General features: G+C 43.1%; 16 protein-coding genes. 4 read left to right on the top strand and 12 right to left on the bottom strand.

Going from position 1 to position 22,683, the window contains the following annotated elements; all coding sequences use genetic code 11:
- Nucleotide 1 precedes the first annotated feature (1 nt).
- The 5 genes from AB669_RS17480 to AB669_RS17460 all read right to left on the bottom strand — a co-directional run bounded on the left by AB669_RS17480 (nt 2) and on the right by AB669_RS17460 (nt 4,364).
- Nucleotides 2-775: an ABC transporter ATP-binding protein gene (locus AB669_RS17480; protein WP_047800630.1), complete on the bottom strand. Its 774-nt coding sequence runs from the start codon at nt 773-775 to the stop codon at nt 2-4.
- Nucleotides 776-780: 5 nt separating this feature from the next.
- Nucleotides 781-1,581, bottom strand: coding sequence for an ABC transporter permease (locus AB669_RS17475; RefSeq protein ID WP_047800629.1), 801 nt, complete (start codon nt 1,579-1,581; stop codon nt 781-783).
- Between the two features lie 113 nt (nt 1,582-1,694).
- Entirely contained in the window at nt 1,695-2,060 is a 366-nt protein-coding gene (locus AB669_RS17470) for a helix-turn-helix domain-containing protein (protein ID WP_047800628.1), read from the bottom strand.
- Nucleotides 2,061-2,499: 439 nt separating this feature from the next.
- Entirely contained in the window at nt 2,500-3,621 is a 1,122-nt protein-coding gene (locus tag AB669_RS17465) for an acyl-CoA desaturase (RefSeq protein WP_047800627.1), read from the bottom strand.
- A gap of 227 nt (nt 3,622-3,848) precedes the next feature.
- The gene (locus tag AB669_RS17460) at nt 3,849-4,364 is read right to left on the bottom strand and encodes an RNA polymerase sigma factor (protein WP_047800626.1); all 516 of its coding nucleotides are present in this window, start codon (nt 4,362-4,364) and stop codon (nt 3,849-3,851) included.
- Nucleotides 4,365-4,623: 259 nt separating this feature from the next.
- On the opposite strand from AB669_RS17460, the gene treZ reads away from it, so the two are divergent.
- Nucleotides 4,624-6,480, top strand: coding sequence for a malto-oligosyltrehalose trehalohydrolase (gene treZ / locus AB669_RS17455; protein WP_047800625.1), 1,857 nt, complete (start codon nt 4,624-4,626; stop codon nt 6,478-6,480).
- The gene (treY, locus tag AB669_RS17450; RefSeq protein ID WP_047800624.1) at nt 6,473-10,522 is read left to right on the top strand and encodes a malto-oligosyltrehalose synthase; all 4,050 of its coding nucleotides are present in this window, start codon (nt 6,473-6,475) and stop codon (nt 10,520-10,522) included. Before treZ ends, treY begins: the two co-directional genes overlap by 8 nt.
- Before the next feature lie 74 nt (nt 10,523-10,596).
- On the opposite strand, the gene AB669_RS17445 is transcribed toward treY, so the two are convergent.
- Both AB669_RS17445 and AB669_RS17440 read right to left on the bottom strand, forming a co-directional pair.
- Nucleotides 10,597-15,420, bottom strand: coding sequence for a chemotaxis protein CheB (locus AB669_RS17445; protein ID WP_047800623.1), 4,824 nt, complete (start codon nt 15,418-15,420; stop codon nt 10,597-10,599).
- A gap of 22 nt (nt 15,421-15,442) precedes the next feature.
- Nucleotides 15,443-16,969: a GAF domain-containing protein gene (locus AB669_RS17440; RefSeq protein WP_047800622.1), complete on the bottom strand. Its 1,527-nt coding sequence runs from the start codon at nt 16,967-16,969 to the stop codon at nt 15,443-15,445.
- 239 nt (nt 16,970-17,208) lie between these two features.
- Between AB669_RS17440 and AB669_RS17435 the strand changes: the two genes are divergently transcribed.
- Both AB669_RS17435 and AB669_RS17430 read left to right on the top strand, forming a co-directional pair.
- Nucleotides 17,209-18,231, top strand: coding sequence for an LLM class flavin-dependent oxidoreductase (locus tag AB669_RS17435; protein ID WP_047800621.1), 1,023 nt, complete (start codon nt 17,209-17,211; stop codon nt 18,229-18,231).
- Between the two features lie 150 nt (nt 18,232-18,381).
- Nucleotides 18,382-18,963 (top strand): hypothetical protein, encoded by a 582-nt coding sequence (locus tag AB669_RS17430; protein ID WP_047800620.1) that lies wholly within the window; start codon nt 18,382-18,384, stop codon nt 18,961-18,963.
- A 135-nt stretch (nt 18,964-19,098) separates the two neighbouring features.
- On the opposite strand, the gene AB669_RS17425 is transcribed toward AB669_RS17430, so the two are convergent.
- From AB669_RS17425 to AB669_RS17405, 5 genes are read right to left on the bottom strand one after another with little or no spacing between them, the layout of a single operon-like run.
- A complete protein-coding gene (locus AB669_RS17425) occupies nt 19,099-19,926 on the bottom strand; it encodes an MOSC domain-containing protein (protein ID WP_047800619.1) in 828 nt (275 codons plus the stop codon).
- Nucleotides 19,927-19,986: 60 nt separating this feature from the next.
- On the bottom strand, nt 19,987-20,892 hold the full coding sequence (gene moaCB / locus AB669_RS17420) for a bifunctional molybdenum cofactor biosynthesis protein MoaC/MoaB (protein ID WP_047800618.1): 906 nt from the start codon (nt 20,890-20,892) through the stop codon (nt 19,987-19,989).
- Nucleotide 20,893: 1 nt separating this feature from the next.
- Nucleotides 20,894-21,337 carry a molybdenum cofactor biosynthesis protein MoaE gene (locus tag AB669_RS17415; RefSeq protein WP_047800617.1) on the bottom strand — a complete coding sequence of 148 codons (444 nt, stop codon included), beginning with the start codon at nt 21,335-21,337 and terminating at the stop codon, nt 20,894-20,896.
- A 1-nt stretch (nt 21,338) separates the two neighbouring features.
- Nucleotides 21,339-22,430 (bottom strand): ThiF family adenylyltransferase, encoded by a 1,092-nt coding sequence (locus AB669_RS17410; protein ID WP_047800616.1) that lies wholly within the window; start codon nt 22,428-22,430, stop codon nt 21,339-21,341.
- Nucleotide 22,431: 1 nt separating this feature from the next.
- The gene (locus tag AB669_RS17405) at nt 22,432-22,665 is read right to left on the bottom strand and encodes a MoaD/ThiS family protein (protein WP_047800615.1); all 234 of its coding nucleotides are present in this window, start codon (nt 22,663-22,665) and stop codon (nt 22,432-22,434) included.
- Between the last annotated feature and the right edge of the window lie 18 nt (nt 22,666-22,683).

Genomic DNA, 22,683 nt, shown 5'->3' with positions numbered 1-22,683 from the left:
GTTATCGTATAAAATTGTAATCATAAAATGGTTGAGCCTGCTGATCACCGGCGTTAAAAATATTATCGAAACTACCTTGCCTGTCGAAACGCCTTTCTACCAGCATGGCTACGCGGTTTCCAACTTCCTTGGCGCAGGTTAAATCGTGGGTAATGATGATGGCACTGGTATGATAGCGTTCCTGTACATCGTTAATGAGTTTATTAATTTCTTTAGAGGTAATCGGATCGAGACCAGCAGTAGGCTCGTCGTAAAGCATAATTTCGGGCTTCAGGATTAATGTACGGGCAATACCAATTCTTTTACGCTGTCCACCAGAAAGCTCTGAAGGCATCTGGTTAATGGTTTGCGATAACCCAACGGCGTCGAGCATTTCCTCTACCAGGTCGTTTACTGCAGCCCTGGTCATGTTGCGCTGGTTTCGCACTAAAGGAAATTCCAGATTTTCCCTCACAGTCATACTGTCGTAAAGCGCACTATTCTGAAAAGAAAAACCGATGCGCAACCTGAGATCAAGCAATTCCTGGTAAGAGATTTCATCAATATGGTGGCCAAGTACGTTTACAGTACCGCTATCAGGTAGCAGCAATCCGACAATAATTTTGATGAGTACTGATTTACCGGTACCGCTTTTGCCCAGTACGACAAGATTTTCACCTTTGTACAAATCAAGAGAAGCATTTTCCAGTACCTTATAATCTCCGAACGCTTTGCACAGGTTGTTGATCTCAATCACTTTCTCAGTTTGCAGATCAGTTAATGGTTTTGATATCATGCTGATTAAGTGTTAAATAAACTGAAAAACTGAACGCAAACAACTTCTTCTATAAAAATAAGAAACATGGCCGTAACTACGGCCGAATTAGCCGCTTTACCTACGCCTTCAGTTCCTTTCGAAGAATGGTAGCCCTGATAACAACCCACAATGGCAATTGTAAAGCCGAATATAATGGCCTTAATTGTAGAAGCGATAATATCCAGGAATGTGATGTTTTCCAGTGCGCTTTGAAAAAAGGTGGTAGCACTTGTTCCTTCGTTCACTGACACATTTAACAGGGCGCCAAGCATACCAATCATTGCGGTATAAAAGGTAAGTATAGGCATGGTTATGGTTGCCGCCAATACACGTGTAACCACCAGAAATTTAAAAGGGTTGGTTGCACTCACTTCCATGGCGTCAATCTGTTCACTTACCTTCATTGATCCCAGTTCAGCACCAATACTGGAGCCTACCTTACCAGCGGCGATAAGACCAGTTAATAAAGGAGCAAGGGTACGAAGCAAAGCAATGCCCACCAAAGAGGGCAGCCAGGATGTAGCACCGAATTCAGATAGGGATGGACGTGACTGTTTGGTAAAAACCAAACCTGTAATGAAACCAGTGGTGGATATGAGTAAGGCGGAACGATATCCAATTTCATAGCACTGACGCATGAGCTCCTTGAACTCATACGGTGGAATAAAAACCTCTTTAAAAAACCGGCCAATAAAACCAAATACCTCATATAATGTGATAAACGAGCGGCCAAATGCCCCTACGGGTTTAGGTTCATTGTTATTGTTCTCTTTTTCTATGGCCATATTACCGCATTTTTTTTCTCATGTTAACTATACACAAGAATCAGGAAATTGTTTGCGGCCAGGTCAGTTATTGAATGAACTGTTTAGCTGTAGGTATGGCGAAGCGTTAGGACTTAGTAAAGTTGGCCTTTTTCCAGAATGGAAATGGTATTGGAAAGGTTCTGGATGGTCTTTTCTTTTAAATCAAGTGCTTTGTTCTTTTCGGCAAGTAATACTTTGAGTCGCCTGATTTCTTCGGAAGATTTTCTTTTTTCTTCATGGGACAGGTCGCGGAATACCTTTCCCGTTTCATAATATGCTAAAAAGTTGTGTTTTAATGCCTCACTGATACTCACCAGCAATTCGATATCTAAACTTTTGCTATTTATGATGTCTTGTATTTTTGATTTACTGATGGCAAGTTGCTCTGACAGGGTGACGATGGTCATTCCTTTCTGTTTCATTTCTTTCCAAATCATCAGTCCGATATGTACGCTCATGCCTGCTTTTTCATTAAATTTTTTGAATTTACTGAAATGTTTTGCGCTTTGCGGAATCTAGTTGTTAATAATAAACAGTCTAATTACAGTATAGAACAGATAAAAAATCAGAACTGCCTGATTGGCAGGTTAACAGGGAGTTACCAGGGGATTAACAGGGGGTTAGTAGGGAGTTAGTAGGGAGAATTCCCTGCCAACCTACTGCCAAACTACTATTAAGCCCCTGTTGATTAGTAACTGGTGTGTTGGTGAAGACCCTCAAAAAAAACACCACTTCTCATCCGAAAAGTGGTGTGCTATTGTCCCCGTGTTAATGAAGACTGCTAAAATAATTTAAACCAGGTCATCTGTATATAGCCCTTTATCACCATGTCTTTTCAGTCTGGTTTCAGGCAGCAACTCATATTTTATCAGGGATCTGGATAATCCATCCGACTGCTTACTTTAACGGTAGTAAGGTGGCTTTGTTCACGATCAAAGTTTTCACTGGTGCACCCATGGCTTTAAGAATCCGGAAATGGGATTGCAGGGCTGACATAAAGGTTGGATTTTCATTGTAGGCTAGATCAAAATCTTTTGCAGTCTGACGAACAATCTGCGCAATATGCCGGTAATGTATATGACAAATTTTAGGAAATAAATGGTGTTCGATCTGCATGTTGAGCCCCCCGAGGAAAAACGATGCCAGTGAGCTGTTGGTAGAGAAATTGGCTGTTGTACGCATCTGGTGTTCCGCCCATGCCTCTTCCATATTTCCATTCGCATCTGGTAGTGGAAATGCCGTAAGTTCCACCACATGTGCAAGCTGAAATACAAGTCCCATCGTAATACCCTGACCAAGGTGAAGTAATATAAACCCGATTACGACCTGCCACCAGGCAACATTCATCAGCATCAGAGGGAGCGCAATCAGTAGAAAATAATATAGGGCCTTGAAGAAAAACAAATTAAAATATTCGATTCCGGGGTGAAGGTTCTCGCGGGCTCCAATTCTTTTCTGAAAGAACTTTTTATAATCTTTTCTAAAAACCCATGATAGTGAGGCAAGACCATACAGCGGAAAAGCATACCATTGCTGAAAACGCTGGTGAGCGTGAAGCGGTTCTTCATTACAAATCCGTATAAGCCCGGGGGCAATATCAATGTCTTCATCATGACCTGAGATATTGGTGTAGGTATGGTGTACGATATTGTGTGTGATATTCCATACATATGGATTAGCTCCAACCAGATGAAAGATCATACTTAAAGCAGTATTTACTTTTTTGCTGGAAGAAAAAGAACCGTGGATGGCGTCGTGGCAGATGTTGAAGCCAATGAATGCGCATACAATTCCTAAAACAATGGCCAGTAAAGCCAAAGTCAGCAGGTTTAAGTTTCCAAAGATGATGATGAAATAGATTGCAAAGAAGAGAGACAGAAATAGTGTGGCCTTGAACCACATTTTCGGATTAGCATTCATGCTTATTCCTCTGTCGGTAAAATCCTGGTTTACGCGCTTTCGTAGTTCCGCATAGAAATTCCCCGCCTGTGGCGAAGGAAATTTTGTTTTTATTTTCATGTTCCCGTTTCTCCCTTATGTACAAGGGCGATACTCCGAGTTCATCAAGCTTTTATGCTGTAAATTATTGTGTTACAAATATATACTTAACGTATACACTTTTCTTAAATTGTTAAGGTTAAATGAAAAACATTTAATGCCCGTCGGTGACTGCTCCAGCTAATGCCCTCAAATGCAAAAAGACGAGGTTTTCTCGTCTTTTTGCATCATTCGTATGATTAAATGTACTAGTTGAATTTCTGTTTGTAAACCTGTAACTGTTTTTTCAACAGTTCTCTTGCCTGGTGGATTCTGGTTTTTACAGTTCCAAGCGGAATACTTAATTCAGCGGCGATTTCTTCATATTTATAACCTTCGACATATCTGATGAAAGGTACTGAATAAGCTGTAGGCAATTTATCCAAAGCTTTCTTAATATCAGCCATTGCAAAAGCACCTTCTGCCTGGTTACGTGTAGAACTGCTCATTAACTGGCTGGAAGAAATTTCTTCCTCTTGTGAAACCACAGCCTGAACCTTTACGGTTTTGCGATAGTTATTGATGAAAGTGTTCTTCATGATTACAAATAACCAACCCTTAAAATTAGTGCCTTGTTCGAATTTGTCGTAATAACGAATGGCCTTCATCATTGTATCCTGTACCAAATCGTCAGCATCATCTAGATTGTTTGTGAATTTGTATGCGTAGCTTTTCAAGGCTGATGCATGTGCGTAAACTTGTAGGTTGAACTGATCTGTAGTCATAGGTTTCTAAATTTAAATAGACACCATGGACAAAGCAATTTAAGTACCAAAGTTTACCAAACAGGGTAAGTAAGGTGTTTTTACGGGAATAAAACGCAAAATCAATAGTTTATGTGTGCTAAATGCATCGGTTTGGGTTTTTTGATTACATGAAGATGGGTTTTCTAATCCACTTTCCTATACATTGGCCTTGCACATGTAAATTAAAACACCTAAAACTGTTGCGCTTTCTTTGTGTTGTCAACAAAGATAAGTTGAAATGGACATTAATATACAGGAAAGACAAATCGGCCTGGTTTTTAAAACCGGGCACGCGGAGATCAGAGTTTGGGCTCCGTATGCGTTGCAGGTTTCGGTGATATTACCTGATTCGGAAATCGCGATGCGGAAAGAAGATATGGGATATTGGTTTGTAAGGACCACCAGGATCAGCGTTGGCGATGATTACCGTTTTAGGATAGAGGCAGACCCGCAACAGAAAGATACCGCGTTACTGGAACGGCCAGACCCTGCCTCACTTTTTCAGCCTGATGGCGTTAGTGCCGCATCGCGGGCTGTCGATTTGCAATACCCCTGGAGTGACCATCATTGGCGTTGTCCGGCTCTGGATCATTTTATCATTTATGAATTGCATACCGGAACCTTCACCAACCTGGGGAATTTCGAGGGTATGGCAGATAAGCTTGATCACCTGATCTCACTTGGCATCACTGCGATTGAACTGATGCCTGTAGGCCAGTTTTCGGGCAATAGGAACTGGGGCTACGACGGCGTACACCCCTTCGCTGTTCAACATAGCTATGGCGGGCCAAAGGCTTTGCAAAAGCTGGTTGACCTGTGCCATTCCAAAGGAATTGCGGTAATATTAGATGTGGTATACAATCACTTTGGCCCTGAAGGCAACCACTTTGATGATTTTGGTCCCTATTTTACAGATAAGTACCAAACGCCATGGGGAAAAGCAATTAATTTTGATGATGCTGATAGCGATGCGGTGAGGGCATTTTTCATTGAAAACTGCCTGATGTGGTTTCGTGATTTTCACATCGACGCATTGCGTCTGGATGCTGTGCATGCCATCAAAGACTTCGGAGCTGTCCACCTCTTGTCGGAACTGAGACATTATACAGATCAGCTTTCCAATAGTTTAAATAAACCTTTTTTCCTGATTGCCGAGCTCGACCTTAATGATCCACGCTACATCAGCGATGCCGGGAGTTTTGGGTATGGCATGCATGCACAGTGGATCGATGAGTTTCATCATGCACTCCGGGTTTCAGCCGGAGGCGAAAAGGAAGGTTATTATTCGGATTTCAACGGCGTTGAGCATCTGGCCAAATCATTCCGGGATGCTTACGTGTATGACGGACAATATTCACCGCACCGGCAGAAAACCTTCGGACGGCCGGCATACGGGCATGCGGGGTCTCAGTTTACCGTATTCTCCCAGAACCATGATCAGGTAGGTAACCGAATGCTAGGCGAGCGAAGCAGCCAGTTATTTAGTTTTGAGATGATTAAACTGATGGCAGGTGCTGTATTTTGCAGCCCTTTTATTCCTTTGATATTTATGGGAGAGGAGTGGGCGGAAAGCAACCCTTTTCAGTTTTTTACAAGCCACAGTGATCCCGATCTGATCGAAGCAGTTAGAAAAGGCAGGAAGGCAGAGTTTGCTTCCTTTCATGCCGAAGGTGAGGCTCCTGATCCTCAGGATCTCAATACCTTCAATAGCTCAAAACCCGACTGGCGCAAAGTTGGTGAAGGGCATCATCAGATTATGCTCGGCTTTTATAAAGCCCTCATATCCATCAGGAAGAATAATGCCGTCTTAGCTAACCTCGACCGCAGGCACGTATCGGCAGAGGCATTTCCGGAACAAAACTGTGTGTTGTTAAGCAGATGGAATTATGCCGAAAGGGTAGTCTGCTTACTCAATTTTTCAAACTTAACACAGGAATTGCAAGTTCCGGACTGGGCCGTAAATTGGTATACCCTCCTTGATTCAGCAATGGATAAATGGGGTGGGCCAAATACAGCCGTCAGGACTATATCAGCAAATCATACTATACAAATCTCAGCAGAATCTATTATTATTTTAACCAGCAGCGATGTTTAAGCCTAAATCAACCTACCGTATCCAGTTTCATAAAGATTTTAATTTTGAGGCACTTAAAGAGATAATACCTTACTTGACAGACCTGGGCATTGATACGCTTTATGCTTCACCTATTTTTGAAGCGGTACCAGGAAGTACCCATGGTTACGATACGGTGAATCCTTTAAGGATCAATCCGGAAATCGGAACCGAAGCGGAGCTAATCGCCATATCAAAGCAACTGAAAGCTGCAGGCATTAACTGGCTCCAGGATATCGTGCCTAACCACATGGCATTTCATCCGCAAAACAGCTGGCTGATGGACGTTTTAAAGAAGGGTGCAGATTCTGATTTCGCCGGATTTTTCGACATTGATCTTCAGAAAGAGGACGGGAGACTCATGGTACCTTTTCTGGGGGAAGACCTTGATGCAGCGATTGAGAACGGGGCGGTGGTGATCAAAAAAAAGGATGCAGCCTATTATCTAAGCGCCGGAGATGCCGACTGGCCCTTGAATGAGGATAGCGGGCGAAAGTTGGAAAAACTGGATGATGAAGCAGGGCTCTCAGATAAAACACTCATTACCACTGTGGCCGGCGAACAGTTTTATCGGCTTTGCAACTGGCAGGAGACCAATAGCCACATCAACTACCGCCGTTTTTTCACTGTAAACAGTTTAATTTGCCTGAATGTACAGGAACAACAGGCTTTTGATTTATACCATAGCTATATTATAGAACTGGTTGAAAAGGGCGTTTTCCAGGGATTACGGATAGATCATGTAGATGGTTTATATGACCCGAAGCAATACTTCGAACGGTTGCGCAAAGCCGCCGGCGAGGAAGTTTATATTGTGGTGGAAAAGATTCTGGAACAGGGAGAGGAGATGCCTGCTGATTGGCCTGTCCAGGGAAATACGGGATATGATTTTCTGGCAGTGGCGAATAATCTGCTTACCAATAAAAAGGCTAAAAAGCCCTTCAACAAATTGTATGAGGAGGTTACCGGAAAAACGCCGGACCACGAAGCTTTGTTGTATGAAAAAAAACAGGCCATTTTAACGGAGCACATGGCAGGAGAACTGGAAAATCTGTGTGACCTCTTTGATCAGTATCGGCTGGGTGTTGAATACAGCACCACACGGAAAAGACTCAGGGAAGCCATTGGCCTTCTACTCCTGGAAATGCCTGTTTATCGGTACTATGAATATACATTTCCCCTAAACAAGCAGTATCATAAAAAAGTGGAAGCACTGATTTTATCTGCTGAACAAAGGAATAAGAAAAGTACGGCCCCTACCTTACTGCGGCAATTGTTTCTCGACATTCCACAAAGGGCAGACCTACATTATAATGAATGTTTGGGGCAGTTTTTTCAGCGTTGCATGCAATTTACCGGTCCGCTGATGGCAAAAGGTGTTGAGGATACTTTGATGTTTACCTACAATCGCTTTATTGGCCATAATGAGGTGGGTGATGCGGCCGATGCTTTTGGTATTGGGGTCAACGCCTTCCATAAATGGATGGTGAAGCAGCAACAAATGTGGCCATACAGCATGAATGCAAGTTCTACCCATGATACCAAAAGAGGCGAAGACGTGAGGGCCAGGCTGAATGTGCTTACGGATATTCCCAAAGAATGGAAAAAACTTCTTGCTGAGCTGGGTGAATCGATAGCGGTTTTAAAAGGCAGATTTTCAGATTTGCAGGGCATGCACCGGAACGACCGGTATATGCTGATACAAACACTTATCGGCGTAATGCCATTTGCAAAAGATCATGATGAGCAACTCAGCGAAAGGCTGGAGCAGTTTGTGCAAAAGGCACTCCGGGAAGCGAAGAAGAGATCAGACTGGGCGGCACCTAATGAAGAATATGAGGCCGAGTTGTCAGGCTTTGCGACGGCTCTTACAGATAACAAAAACAAAAGTAGTAAGCAGCTTCAGGATTTTATAGCGCGAATTGCCGATTTCGCCATTGTAAATAGTTTGGTACAGCTGATTTTAAAGTTTACCTGTCCGGGTATTCCGGATGTATACCAGGGTACTGAATTATGGGATTTAAGCATGGTAGATCCTGATAACCGGAGGGCAGTTGATTACCCTGAGCGGAGCAAACGCTTAGAATCATCTTCCACCCAAACCCTCCATGAGCTTTGGCAGAGCCGTTTAACAGGAACAATCAAACTGAAACTGGTGCAACAACTAATGGGTTTGCGAAAATCCGCGTCGGATATTCTGGAGGAAGGTGACTACATTCCACTTAAAGTAAAAGGGAGACATTCCAAACACATCCTTTCTTATGCCAGAAAATACCGTAATGAGTGGATTGTTGTGGCTTTACCAGTTGGGTTAGCCAGGGCATGTGACGGAGCTGATATCGATGCATGTGCAGGGCTATGGAAAGATACTGAAATCATATTGCCAAAGGGTGCACCTTTAGGTTGGTCAGATTTGCTTTCGAAAAGGGAAGGACACAAAGATGTGCTGAAAAAGGGTTTGGATGTAGCTGAACTTTTTGATCAGTTGCCTTTTGCAGTGATTAAGCTTGTGAGCAGACCGGCGGAGAGAAGTGCGGGAATACTGATGCATATCAGTTCGTTGCCATCCGCTTTTGCAATCGGTGATATCGGTCCTGAAGCCTATAGGTTTGTGGATTTTCTTCAGAAAGCAGGCCAAAAATACTGGCAAATCCTTCCTATTACGCCGGTTAGTAAAGGCAATGGCTATTCGCCATATTCCAGCAATTCTTCCAGCGCTGGCAATGTGTTGTTTATCAGTCCGGAGCTGCTTTTTGAAAAGGGCTTATTAGATCAAAGTGATTTAACCGCTTTTGAGAAGCCGGCGGGAGATCAGGTTAGATTTGAAGTTGCGGGTGAGCAAAAAAGCTTATTGCTCGAAAAAGCTTATCAGTACTTTATGAGTGGTAAGTTTGATGACATTCGCCAGGATTTTAACAATTTTTTGAAGCATAATGAAAGTTGGCTAGGGGAGTATGCCTTGTATACAGTACTCCAGCAGCAACTGCAATCCGAGGAATGGTATCATTGGCCGGAACCATATAAATGCAGGGACGAAAAGACGCTTAGGGATTTTGAGGAACAATATCAACAGGAGATTGACGCGATAAAGTGGCAACAGTTCATTTTTTTTGAGCAGTGGGGCGAGTTGAAACAATATGCAAACTTACGGGGGATATCCTTTATCGGAGATCTGCCTTTCTATATCGATTACGCAGCGCATGAGGTTTGGGCAAATCCGTCACTGTTTATGCTGGATGAGGATTTGAAACCCACGGCGCTGGCTGGCGTTCCACCCGATTATTTTAATGAAGAGGGGCAGCTTTGGGGGATGCCCATATTTAACTGGGTCACAATGAAAGAAAATGGTTATCAGTGGTGGATGAAGCGGATCAAAAACAATCTGGAACATTTCGACCTGCTCCGGCTGGATCATTTCAGGGCGTTCTCTGCATACTGGTCGATACCAGCCGGGGAGAATACAGCCATTTCAGGGAAATGGGTAGATGGTCCTGCTGATGATTTTTTCAATTCCATAGAACCGGAATTAATTAATCGCCTTATTGCAGAAGATCTTGGTGAAGCGAGTGAAGGCGTTGAAGAGCTTCTAAGTAAATTCAGGCTGCCGGGAATGCGGGTGGTTCAGTTCGCCTTAGGTGCAGATGTATCTGCTTCCTCCCACATTCCTCACAATTATGAATCGCCCAATATTATTGCTTATTCTGGCACACACGATAATAATACAATTAAGGGTTGGTTTATTACCGAAGCAGATGCTGCAACCAAAAAGCGCCTTGAGGCTTACACCGGACAGGCAGTACAAAAGAAAAATATCAATAAAATCCTGATCACGCTAATCTATTCTTCTATTGCAAGGACTGCAATACTGCCTATGCAAGATATTTTAGGACTTGATGAGCGCAGCAGAATGAATACGCCCGGTACGCGAACCGGCAACTGGGGCTGGCGCCTTAAAAAAGGCTATTTAACTGACCGGCTTTCGAAAGAATGGAGCAGGCTTACAGAATTATACGGGAGACGATAGTGTATTAACTTATCGTTCATGTGTTCACCTGTTTGTGGGACAATTGAGGTTGAACACATGAACGATAAGGTTAATTAATTTTTACTTGTCATTAACGGGATTTCAAACCAGAATTCGGAGCCAACATTAATTTCACTATCTACGCCGATTTTACCGTGATGGCGGTGGATGATTTGCGACGATATGTAGAGACCTAAGCCCAGGCCTGAGAAATTGCTGGAAGATTCTTCGACTCTAAAGAAGCGGTCGAAAATAAATTCTGATTTATCTTCAGGAATACCAATACCCTGATCTTTCACTGATAATTTTAATGCTTTACCATCCGCTTTTGCCTTCACGAAAATTTCTTTTCCTTTAGGCGAATATTTAATGGCGTTGGACAGGAAATTAGAAATCACCTGCTCAATCCGGTTTTTGTCTGCATAAATGGTTACATTTTCAACCTCGCAGATTACACGCTGATCGCCGAGGTTGCCCTGAATCCCATCTATAGCTTCATTAACCACTTCCGATACCATGAATTCAGAAAAACTAAATGTCATTTTACCAGCTTGTATTTTGGTTACATCAAGCAGGTCATCCACCAGTCTGGTGAGTTTACCCACCTGCCTGTCTGCTTTATCAATAAAGGCAAAAATATTGTCAAACTTTTTGTCCCTCGCCATTTTCATAGCAAACTGCATATATCCTTTAATGCTGGTAATCGGTGTTTTGAGTTCATGGCTGGCAATGCTCATGAATTCATCTTTTTTATTCATCTGATCCCTGGTGGTGCGCTGGGCAATGATGAGGTCAGTAACTTCAAAACCAAAAAATGATATGCCGTCGATTTTTCCATTGGAAGCATATACCGGATTGATGATGAGATCGAACCAGCTATCGGTTTGCTTACCGGTAACCTGATCCTTCTGCTGAAGCTGATAGGAATTGGCAACGTAGGTTTGTCCGGTTTTCATTACCTGCTGTTCAATCTCCAGCAGTTGAGGTGTGCCGAACTGCGAGTTTTTAGCGAGTGTTTTACCTATATATTCTGTTTGACCGTCGAAGGCGGCATAAGCCTCATTCACGAACTCGTAGGTTAGTGCTGCACCGCGGCGAATGCTGATCAGGGCAGGTGCTTTTTTGAATATGCTGTGAAACTCGTCCTGCTGTTTTTTAATCAGTTGCTGCAACTCATTTCGGCGCTTTTCATTATGCTTTTGCTTGGTAATGTCGATAACATAGGTTACAGCATCAAGCTTGTTTTCCTCATCAAGGACTGCAGAACCCACCATTACGTCGATCAGCTTGCCGTTTTTAGCTCTGTATTGCTTCTCGAAAGGAGGGCAGAAGCCCTCGGTTTTAAGCAGATCGGCCGATATTCTGCTGATGGGCATGAATTCTTCAGGGGTGAGGTCGATCCAGTTGATATTACCCTGCTCAAAATCTTCAATGGTATAGCCCAGCATATCGAGGAAGATATGATTGGCGTTATCAATTCGTCCGGTTTCGATATCGGAGAAAATCATTCCAATCACATTAGAATCAAATATTTTTCTGAATTTACGTTCAGTTAAATTGAGTTTAGTTTCGGTATCAGCCAGTGTTGAGATATCGAGGATTGAACCAACCATCCGGTAAGGGATTTGATTCGCATCAATGATGATGCTGCCCCGATCAAGAATGGTGGCATAACTGTCATTGGCTTTCTTTAAACGATATTGTGCAGACCAATGCTCATCACCATTATTGATCGCATTGTATACGCTTTCCTTTACCCGTTCACGGTCATCGGCATGGATAATATCAAAGTAGAAAACAATATTCTGGTTGGTGATATCCTCAGGGTAACCAAACATGGTGTTGAAGTTGCTGCTTCGCCACATGGTATTATCCGCCAGATTCCAGTCCCAGATGGTATCGTTGGTAGCCTGGGAAACGAGGTTAAACCTGGTTTCACTTTCCGATAATTTTTGCGTTCGCTCGTTTACCTTGAGTTCAAGCTGTGAATTTAACTGTTTCAGGCTTTCGCGCGCCTGGAGAAGATCATTATAGTTGTTCCTGATTTTTTCGTCGGCCAGCTTCTGTTTCGAAATATCGGTTAAGGTAGCTACAAAGCCATCAGACATTTTTACGGCAACCACCTGTACCCAGCTTCGGTTATTCAATTGAAGTTCGAGCTGCAGGTTTGTGCCTTTCTCCACTACGCTGATATATTTTTGCATCAATGCACCATCACTAAGCTCCGCAAGGTTTTCAGAGAAGCCCGCATTTAGCAGTTCATGCTGACTGCGTTTAAGAATTCTGGTGGCCTGATCGTTTAAGGAGATACAGGTAAAGTCGGTGATAAAGTGTTGTTTATTTCTGATGGCCTTAAATGCCAGGATACCATTCGGACTCGCATTGAACACCCCTGATATGATATTATTGAGTTCGGTTAGTTTGGAAATATCTACAAAAGTAATTACTACACCATCCGTTTTTTTATCCTTTCTGATATAAGGTAATATCCTGAGAAGACTACTTGCTCCGTTTTTAAGCAATATCTCCTTCTCCATTACTTTTCCTTTAGATAACACCTGCTGAATATCATCGGTCAGATTTTCAGCAATAATGTTGTGCGAGATCTGCTCGATAGAACGACCAATATCCGCTTCGATGAGGTTGACCATTTTAATGGCCGCCACATTGAACTTCCTGATGTACATATCTGCATCAACAAAGATCTGCCCGATATCGGTACTGCGGAAATAGTTATCAAGGTCATCATTCAGGTCGATCAGCTCCTTTATCTTAAGCTGGTGTTCTGTGTTGAGGGTGTGTAATTCTTCGTTGAGTGATTGCAGTTCCTCGTTGCTGGACTGAAGCTCTTCATTTGCCGAGAGGAGCTCTTCGTTGGTTGACTGGAGTTCCTCATTTGTGGTCTCCATCTCTTCAACGGCCAGCTGCAAGTGGCTCCTGGTTTCATTCAACTCGGCTTCAAGTTCAAATATATATTCATTCTGGTTGCCATCCTGAAAGTCGAACATCCCTGCACTATCTTTTTCAGGAATATTTTCTGCAACACTTTCACCAAATACGATAAGTGTAAATCCACTACCGTGACTGGCATCTGGCGGTTGAACGGATACATTGAGGTAGGTTTCCTTATCCCCGCGTTCAAAACGCAGTCTGCGCAGGTGGATTTCCTCGTTTGCTTTCCAGGCTTTGCGTATAGCGGTGTTTAAAGTGATCGACAGTTCTTTGGAAACCATCTTCAGGATATTCAGCTCTATCTTGCCATCGGGTAGCGAAAGGTATTTGCGGTAATCTCCTATAGCATCCTGTATGATGTATGACTTATCGATATAAATTCCGATAAAGCCCAGGCCCTTAGTGACGAAATCGTTGAAGTTGCGTTCAATCTGGCTAAGGGGAGTTTCATGGATTCCGGATTTCTTTTTTTCCTGATCGGTTACTGACCGGGAACCAGTGTTATAGGTATTGTATCCGGCATAATTGATTATACCGGTTTTTTGAGATAGTTTCCACTTACCGGAGATTTCTGTTAATCCGTTTTTTAGAGATGCTGCAGTTTCACTGGACCCTAAAAAAAGGTAACCGCCATGGTTGAGTGAGAAGTGAAAGATGGACAGTATTTTTTCCTGCAGGATGCTGTTGACATAAATGAGCATATTCCGGCAGGTAACCACATCATTTTTAATGAATGGAGGAGATTTAGTTACGTCGTGTTTAGCAAAAACTACTTGTTTACGTAAGGTGGAGGTTACGCTGTAATATTTGCCATCCTGAACCACATATTTTTTAAACAGTCGGGCTGGAATTTCTTTTTTAATGTTAAGCGGGTACTGATTCCGACCGGCAATTTCGATGCTTTTGTCGTCTATATCTGTAGCAAAAATCTTAATATCGATTTTTTTCTTTGATTTTTCCACGCATTCGTTTGCAATCATGGCTACTGTATAAGCCTCCTGGCCGGTGCTACAGGCACAGACCCATATTTTTAGGGAGTCAACAGCTTTTTTTCTGCTGATGAGTTCGGTAAGTTGTTTTGAAAATGCTTCGAAGGCGCCACTGTCTCTGAAGAATTTGGTTACGCCAATTAAAAAATCTTGCCCCAATACACCAACTTCTGTATTGTTTTTGCGCAGTAGGGACACATATTCATCAAGTGTGCGCATGCCGTTTTCGTTCATGCGCCTTCCAATTCTACGGATGATGGTTGGCGTTTTGTACAAATTAAAATCGTTCCCGCTCTGCTCATATACCAGTGAGAAAATCTCATCGAGCAATTTCTCGTCGATTTTTCCATTTTCGAGCACCTTAACAGGCTCTTCATTCACGTAGTTAAACAGCTCGCGACTAATATCTGCGGGGAGGAGTACGAAGTCGGCATTTCCGGATGCAATTGCACTATTGGGCATACCATCGAACTTAGCTGATGTGGGCTCCTGAACAATCACCATACCGCCACAGTCTTTTATGGCCTGTATTCCTTTGGTGCCATCGGTTCCTGTTCCTGAAAGAATTACGGCAATGGCCTTTTCCTTTTTATCCTCGGCAAGGGTATAGAGGAAGTGATCAATTGCCGTATTGGGGGCTTTGACCAGGGATTTATCGGCTAGTTTTAAACGACCGTTACTTACGGTCATCAGTTTGTTATTGGGTATAATGTAAACGCAGTCCTGCTGTATGGCCATATTGTGTGCCGCCTCAAATACCTTCATATGGGTATGTTTGGCCACCAGTTCAACCAGTAAACTTTTATAATCGGAGGAGAGGTGCTGTATAACAATAAAGGAAAAGCTGGCATTTGCCGGCATATTATCAAAAAATTCGTGAATGGCCTCCAGTCCACCGGCAGATGCCCCGATTGCCACGATGTACTTATCAAATCTTCTTGTGCTTTCTACAGCCATTTTAATGCTCACTCGTTTTTATTTAAATGGTTTTTTCATTTCTGAATCCCAGAAGAAAATTTCTGAATGATTCTGCTGCCTCAATTTCGGTAGCTGTCCATTTCGCCGACTGTCCCCTTACAGTTTGTTGCCAAAGCTTAAAAGAGTTTCTGGGGTGATAGTTTACACCATCTTTATCGAAACTAATCGCTTCATTCGGGTTGCCACCCCAGTTAATTTCCCTGATCAATTCGGGCCTGAAAAAAATCAGTATATCCTCATTATTGGTTCCGAAGGGAATGGCTAAAATTCCACTGGCTAATTCCATGTAGGGCTCGGCCTCATCGTATGCCCGGGCTAACGATTGCGTATTATATATGCCATCAGCAGCTTTGCGTGATGCCCATAAAAGCAGGTTTTCCAATTCCCCGTCCTGTGGCGTTGAGCCGCCAGTAGAGATATTACCATTTATTTTCAGCGCAAATCCAGTTGAATTAAACAGCGAAAATACATATTTGTTTTCATCTGCTGTAAGCCCTTTCTCAATACTTTCGTTGTTAAATATGGTTTCTACTACAGCAGCTTGTATCTTCAGCATTTCGGCACTGCGTCCTAATTCTTCCTGTTTGATGACAGATGAGATGCGGTAAGATATTTCCATACTTAGCCATTCGAAAATGGACCTTATTTCGAGGCCCAGGTATTTTTCTGTGATGTGGTGGCAGGATATCAGACCCCACAACTGGCCCTCTACCATAACCCTGATGGACATGGAGGCTGCGACATTCATATTGGCCATGTATTCCAGGTGTACTGCTGCAATACTTCTCAGATTGCAGTCAGACAGGTCTAAAAATCCGTGTATAATGGGATTGATGACCGGGAAAAGCCGGGAAGCCTTATAACTTCTATTTGGGATTAGCCGGTAAGGGTTTTTGATGTATAACGCCCGGGCTTGTTTCGGCACATCGGATGCCGGAAAAGTCTGGCCAAGATAGCTTTCCAACTCTCCGGTGATCTCCTCGGCGAGTACTGTACCGTTCCACTGGTGATCAAACTGATACATGCGAATGCCATCGAATCCTGCAATCCTTCGGATTTCACGAATACTGGCCTGGCAGATTTCATTTAAATTTTCCGTAGTTTCCAATACAGAGATGAACGACCTTACTTCCTGAAAAACTTCTGAGAAGCTGCGTTCAGGAATTTTATCATCTTTTTCTATCTCCAGAATTGCGAGTTCTTTTTTAACATGAAGCAATACATTAAGGATAAGCTCTTCACCCTCCATTTGATAGGTGCACCTTAAAGGCACTCTGTTTCTTTGTCCTTTAGCGATCTCATTTTGCAGGGATTCCAAATCCAGATCGGGGAAGAGTGATGATATGCTGGTATTGATCAGCTGCCGGATATCGCTGCCAGTAAGCTCTTCGATGTTTTCGCTGCCCTGAACAATATTTAATGTCTGATGATCCAATACCAATAAATAACCATAGTCCTGGATGGAGTTGGTTTGGTGTATGGCCAGGTTTCCGCAGAATTCCGCATCGTAGTTTTTTTGATCTTCCATAGTTTAATGTCGTATCTGATAATACAGCAGGAATTTTATTTTCCTGATAATTTAATGCACGTGGATTGACGTCCGAGATAAAAGTATGTATTTTTCTGTAAAATCCGTTGATTACATTGGTTCACTTGCTTGTTGGCCGCTAATTGCAATAATCTACGCTAAGGGATATTTCCTTTTGACTAAGCGGTGACCTGTGCGGAAGCAAGCTATACCTACATTTGGTTTTAAATCTTTATTTTATGAAGAACATAGGTTTTTTATCATTCGGCCATTGGTCTGATCATCCTTCGTACCTCACTCGCAGTGCGGGTGATACTTTGCTACAGTCAATTGATTTAGCTGTAGCAGCAGAGGAAATTGGTTTGGATGGGGCTTATTTCCGGGTTCACCATTTTGCGAGGCAGCTGGCGTCGCCATTTCCCTTGCTTTCGGCAATCGGGGCAAAAACAAAAACTATAGACATTGGTACAGGCGTGATCGATATGCGGTATGAAAATCCGCTATATATGGTTGAGGATGCAGGTGCTGCCGATCTGATTTCAGGTGGTCGTTTGCAACTTGGGGTAAGCCGTGGTTCGCCGGAGCAGGTAATTGAAGGCTGGAGACACTTTGGCTATGTGCCTCAGGAGGGAGAAACCGATGCAGATATGGGTAGAAGGAAAGTACTGGAATTTCTGGATAAGCTGGATGGAACCGGATTCGCACAGCCAAATCCCAATCCGATGTTTCCAAATCCTCCGGGACTACTACGCCTGGAACCGCATTCGGCAGGGCTACGGGAGCGCATCTGGTGGGGAGCTGCATCGAATGCTACGGCAATATGGGCAGCTGAAAATGCCATGAATCTGCAAAGTTCTACCTTAAAGTTTGATGAGAACGGTAAACCTTTCCATATTCAGCAGGCCGAGCAAATCAGGCTTTATAAAGATGCATGGAAAAAAGCGGGACACAGCCGTGAGCCTAAGGTTTCGGTTAGCCGGTCTATATTTGCCCTGGTGAATGAACAGGACAGGTATTACTTTGGTAACCAGGGTAAAGCTTCCGATAGTTTTGGCTACATCGAGGCTGATCAGCGTGCAGTTTTCGGTAAAAGCTATGCGGCAGAGCCTGATGTGCTCATTGAGGAATTAAGAAAAGATGAAGCGATACAGGAGGCGGATACGGTGTTACTGACTATTCCAAACACCCTCGGGGTTGATTACAACATCCATATATTGTCGTCCATACTGGAGCACGTTGCGCCAGCATTGGGTTGGAAATAAGCGGATTTTGCTTGCGGGAAAAACATCTTATCATCATCTTTAAATTGTAAGGTTCTGTAAATCAGTTGTGCCTGAAATATCTTGAAACTTTATGTGACCAGCCATGTTGCACCAATACTCATTAATATTGATGGGACATTTATTATTCACATGAAAAAAATATTTATTTCAAGCTTATTTTCCCTGGCCTTATTTACAGGAGTGGCTCAGGCGCAGATTCAAAAAGGCAATGTTATGGTTGGCGGTAACATTACAAACATCAATTTAGGTTTAGATGATCCTAAAATTTTCAGTGTAGACATCACTCCGAAGGCAGCATGGTTTATTCAGGATAACCTGGCATTGGGTGGCTATGTAAACTTCGGTTTGGAAACTGCCAAAAATTCGAACACTACAACCAGTTACGGTGTAGGTGCATTGGGCAGATACTATGCGGGTAAAGATACCGAGGTATTGCGTCATGGTCGTTTCTTCGCAGAGGCAACAGCAGGTATTGGTGGTGTTAATGTAAGCAAAGGTGGTGGTAACACCAACGGTTTAAACCTAAGTGTTGGGCCAGGTTTTGCTTATTTCGTAACACCTAACATCGGTTTGGAAACTTTATTAAAATATAACGGATTGGTTGGATTTGGTAGTGCTACTACGCAAAGCAATTTGAACCTTTCGTTTGGCTTCCAGATTTACCTCCCTGGTCAGCGTACTGCAAATAAAGTAAAAGGCGACGTGAAGTAGTCAACCTTATGATACTAAAGACCGGCATTTAGCAATAGATGCCGGTTTTTCTGTTTTGTACGGGGCAGGCGTGGGTGGATGTTTGGTGGGTAAAAGGCGGATATAAGGTGGGTGAGAGGCGGGGAGGGATACAGATTAACTTAAAATCTTTTCTTGAAACGAATTTATCTTGATTTCCATACCTACTTTAATGATTCCGGAACCTTTGTGAAGCAGGTTCTGACCGAACATGATTTTATTATTCAGGCTGCGGTATCCTGCCAGTGTTTTAAGGGGTTCGGCACTTTTGGTGGCTGTTTGCTGGTTCACCGTAACGAGAACACACCGGGCGCAGGGTTTAACTGCAGAGAATGAGATGCTACCCATTTCAAAGGAGTCAAATGCGTCTTCTGCATGCGGTTCGCCTCCCGTAAATACAAAATTAGGACGGAAACGGTCCATGAGTACCGGTGTTTCCAGTTTTTCATTCAGCTGATCCAGTGAAGCCTGACCAATCATCAGGCAGGGGTAACCGTCTGCAAAGCTTACAATTTCCTGATGAGCTGCATATTTTGGATCGACGATTCTCCGGGCTTGTTCCGGCATACTCACCAGTCGCACCGGCATATTCATGAAACCGGAAAACCAGTCGCTCACACTTTTGTCTACCTCAATGCCTTCAGTTAAATCATCCCAGATTGTAACAGGAATAGGTTTTCCTGTAGTTTTGGCAATTGGAAAGGTAATTCGCAAAGTGGGGTTTTCCTTGTGCGCGACAGTAAGGTTTTCAGCAGTAATCGATACCTCTAAAAGTGATAATTGTGGGTACTTCCTTTGCGTAATAAACGTACCAGTGTCATCAATCAAAACCCATTTCCGGTCGTAAAACAGCCCTGTTTCTGCTATCGCAGATTCGGTTAAGCTAATGCCTCCCAATGATTTGATGGGGTATATATAAATTTCTGAAAGCTGAAACCTGTTCATGGGTTAAAGATAGCAAAGCCATCAAAAAACCAAAAGAAGTATTTATTAAAATGCTATGGTTTAGTGCCTGTTGCCTTGTATCACTTTGAAAACGTGTAAAACCTGAGGGAATAGGGCATCCATACTTTCCTGTGCGCCTTTTACTGATCCGGGAAAAGTTAAAATTAGCGTATCGCCAATTAATCCGGCAACACTTCTGGATAACATGGCATAGGGCATCCGTTCCTGTCCATAGCGCCTGGCTGTTTCCATAATGCCGTCAATAGATTTTTCAATTAATGGTGCAACCGCCTCACTGGTCACATCCCTAGGTGACAGTCCGGTTCCGCCTGTGAAAATCAACAGGTCTACCTGAGTGGCCAGTGTTTTTACTTTATCCTGAATGAGGTTGAAATCATCTGGAATTACTTCATAAGTACCTGTTTCTATTCCGAAAGATGCGAGTTTGCTGATAATGGCTTTGCCGGATTTGTCCACACCGCTACCAGATGAGATGGTGTCAGAGCACACCATTACTGCAGCTGTTAAATCTGCATAGTCCAGTTTATTAAAGTCAGTTTTTCCGCCTGATTTTTTAAGGAGCCTGATGTTTTCAATCTCAACCCCTTTGTCGATCGGTTTGAGCATATCGTACATGGTTAGCGCGGTAACTGAGGCGCCATGCATGGCTTCCACTTCTACACCTGTTTTATAAATGGTATGCACTTCTACGGCGATGATGATGGTTAAATCTTTTATTTCGTAGGTGATCGAAGTAAATTCGACCGGCAGGGGGTGACAGTCAGGAATCACATCACTGGTTTTTTTTACCCCTAATAAACCTGCTGCCCGGGCGAATTCAAATACATCCCCTTTAGGCACTTTTCTTTGTTCAATGGCTTCAATGGTTTCTTTTCGCGAAACTTTAAGGGTTGCAGTGGCAATCGCAATGCGAAGGGTATTTGATTTATGCGTAATGTTAACCATACTATTTATTTTCTTTCCACTGATGTGTACCGTCTTCAAAAACTTCTTTCCCCCAGATGGGCAGTTCCGCTTTCAGGCGTTCGACTACTTCTTCACAGGCATCAATGGCCGGTTTTCGGTGTGCGGACGAGGTGAAAACAAAAAGGCAGATTTCGCCTGCTTTAACTAAACCCAGCGATTGGTAAACATGCATGCAGGTGAGGGGGTATTTTGCGAAAACTGCTTCCCTTATTTCATCCATCTGTTTTAGAGCCACATCTTCGAAAGCGGTATAATCAATGGCCGATACCAGTTTACCGTCAATCTCATCTGCTCTGACTTGTCCCAGAAATATGCTGTGCCCACCAATATTGGTTTTGGTGCTATGCTTGCTGATGCTTGTGGAAATAAAGTCGGGTGCAATCGGGCCTTCCACGAATATATTTTTGATTTTCTTTTCACTCATGCTAAGTTGTTAAAAAGTGTTTCCTCCACTTTGCTATGCCTCCTTTTAAGCTGTACATTGTTTTTGTATGGCCATATTTCTGATACAGAGCTTCAGCTGCGGCTACACTTCTGACGCCGTGCTGGCACAGAAGCACAATATTGTTTTGTGTTATTTCAGATGATAAGAAATTATCAAATGCAGACATGGGTACCTGTTTGTAAGTTTCAGTATCCAATCTCGGAAACTCATGTTTTTCACGCACATCGATGATGATGGTGGATTCCTCTTCGCTGAGGCTTAGCATACGTTCCACATCAATTTCAATATAACTGTGGTTTAAAGGCATTGTATCTGGATCACTGGCTTCCATGACCAGGGGTGTATCATACTTCGAGGGACTTATATTCATTTCGTATTGCTCCTGGCTGAGCAGATTATAATGTAATAATTTGTTGATCAGTGGTTTCCCGATTCCGGTAATCAGTTTAATGATTTCCCCGGCGGCCATTGTGCCCATAATACCGGGTAAAACGCCTAATATACCATTTTCTGCGCAATTTGGAATTTCCCCATGAGCAGGTGGAACTGGAAATATGTCCCTGTAATTGGTTTTCCGGCCATCTGCATCCGGCACATTAAAAATGGCAAGTTGCCCTTCGAAACCCGAAACGGCTGCGAAAACCAGAGATTTATGGAGCCGTACACAGGTGTCATTGATGAGGTATCTGCTGTCGAAATTATCTGTTCCGTCGAAGATAATATCGTAATCCCTGAAAACTTCTGCAATGTTTTGAGTACTGATGCGAAGCAGGTGGATTCTATATTGGGGATCGGGGTTCATTTCCTGAAGCCTTTTTGCTGCCACGCTGGCCTTTTTAGACCCAATGTTGGCGGTTCCGAACAATACCTGCCTGTGCAGGTTAGATAATTCTATTGTGTCATTGTCGGCAATACCGATATAGCCAACACCTGCTGCTGCGAGGTATTGCAGTGCAGGGCATCCCAAACCGCCTGCACCAATCACCAACACCTTTGCCTGTAAGAGCAGTTGCTGTGCTTCGGGGCCGAAGCCACTTAAAATCAGTTGCCTTTGATAACGTTCGGTATCCATACTATCCTCCTGAAAAAGGGGGCATAATGGCAATGCTGTCCCCGTTTCTGATTTCACTTTCCTGCTGAACCAGGTTTTTGTTTAAAGCAAGTTTATATTTCATTCCGGCAAGCTGAGGAAAGGTTTTCTCCAGATAGTTTTGCAAACCGCTGGTGGTTTCAATGCCATTAATTTGTATTTTCTGATTTGGAATAAATTCCGAAATCCTGCCAAAACTGATCAATTCTATTTCCATTCTTTTAAATCTTGACGA

Source organism: Pedobacter sp. BMA (genome assembly GCF_001027745.1).
Classification (GTDB): domain Bacteria; phylum Bacteroidota; class Bacteroidia; order Sphingobacteriales; family Sphingobacteriaceae; genus Pedobacter.
This window is presented reverse-complemented; position numbering and strand designations above follow the sequence as displayed.

Excerpts from the sequence above, each read along its gene's own strand:
- AB669_RS17480 (WP_047800630.1), bottom strand. The coding sequence starts at position 775 with ATGATATCAAAACCATTAACTGATCTGCAAACTGAGAAAGTGATTGAG.
- AB669_RS17475 (WP_047800629.1), bottom strand. The coding sequence starts at position 1,581 with ATGGCCATAGAAAAAGAGAACAATAACAATGAACCTAAACCCGTAGGG.
- AB669_RS17470 (WP_047800628.1), bottom strand. The coding sequence starts at position 2,060 with ATGAGCGTACATATCGGACTGATGATTTGGAAAGAAATGAAACAGAAA.
- AB669_RS17465 (WP_047800627.1), bottom strand. The coding sequence starts at position 3,621 with ATGAAAATAAAAACAAAATTTCCTTCGCCACAGGCGGGGAATTTCTAT.
- AB669_RS17460 (WP_047800626.1), bottom strand. The coding sequence starts at position 4,364 with ATGACTACAGATCAGTTCAACCTACAAGTTTACGCACATGCATCAGCC.
- treZ (WP_047800625.1), top strand. The coding sequence starts at position 4,624 with ATGGACATTAATATACAGGAAAGACAAATCGGCCTGGTTTTTAAAACC.
- treY (WP_047800624.1), top strand. The coding sequence starts at position 6,473 with ATGTTTAAGCCTAAATCAACCTACCGTATCCAGTTTCATAAAGATTTT.
- AB669_RS17445 (WP_047800623.1), bottom strand. The coding sequence starts at position 15,420 with ATGGCTGTAGAAAGCACAAGAAGATTTGATAAGTACATCGTGGCAATC.
- AB669_RS17440 (WP_047800622.1), bottom strand. The coding sequence starts at position 16,969 with ATGGAAGATCAAAAAAACTACGATGCGGAATTCTGCGGAAACCTGGCC.
- AB669_RS17435 (WP_047800621.1), top strand. The coding sequence starts at position 17,209 with ATGAAGAACATAGGTTTTTTATCATTCGGCCATTGGTCTGATCATCCT.
- AB669_RS17430 (WP_047800620.1), top strand. The coding sequence starts at position 18,382 with ATGAAAAAAATATTTATTTCAAGCTTATTTTCCCTGGCCTTATTTACA.
- AB669_RS17425 (WP_047800619.1), bottom strand. The coding sequence starts at position 19,926 with ATGAACAGGTTTCAGCTTTCAGAAATTTATATATACCCCATCAAATCA.
- moaCB (WP_047800618.1), bottom strand. The coding sequence starts at position 20,892 with ATGGTTAACATTACGCATAAATCAAATACCCTTCGCATTGCGATTGCC.
- AB669_RS17415 (WP_047800617.1), bottom strand. The coding sequence starts at position 21,337 with ATGAGTGAAAAGAAAATCAAAAATATATTCGTGGAAGGCCCGATTGCA.
- AB669_RS17410 (WP_047800616.1), bottom strand. The coding sequence starts at position 22,430 with ATGGATACCGAACGTTATCAAAGGCAACTGATTTTAAGTGGCTTCGGC.
- AB669_RS17405 (WP_047800615.1), bottom strand. The coding sequence starts at position 22,665 with ATGGAAATAGAATTGATCAGTTTTGGCAGGATTTCGGAATTTATTCCA.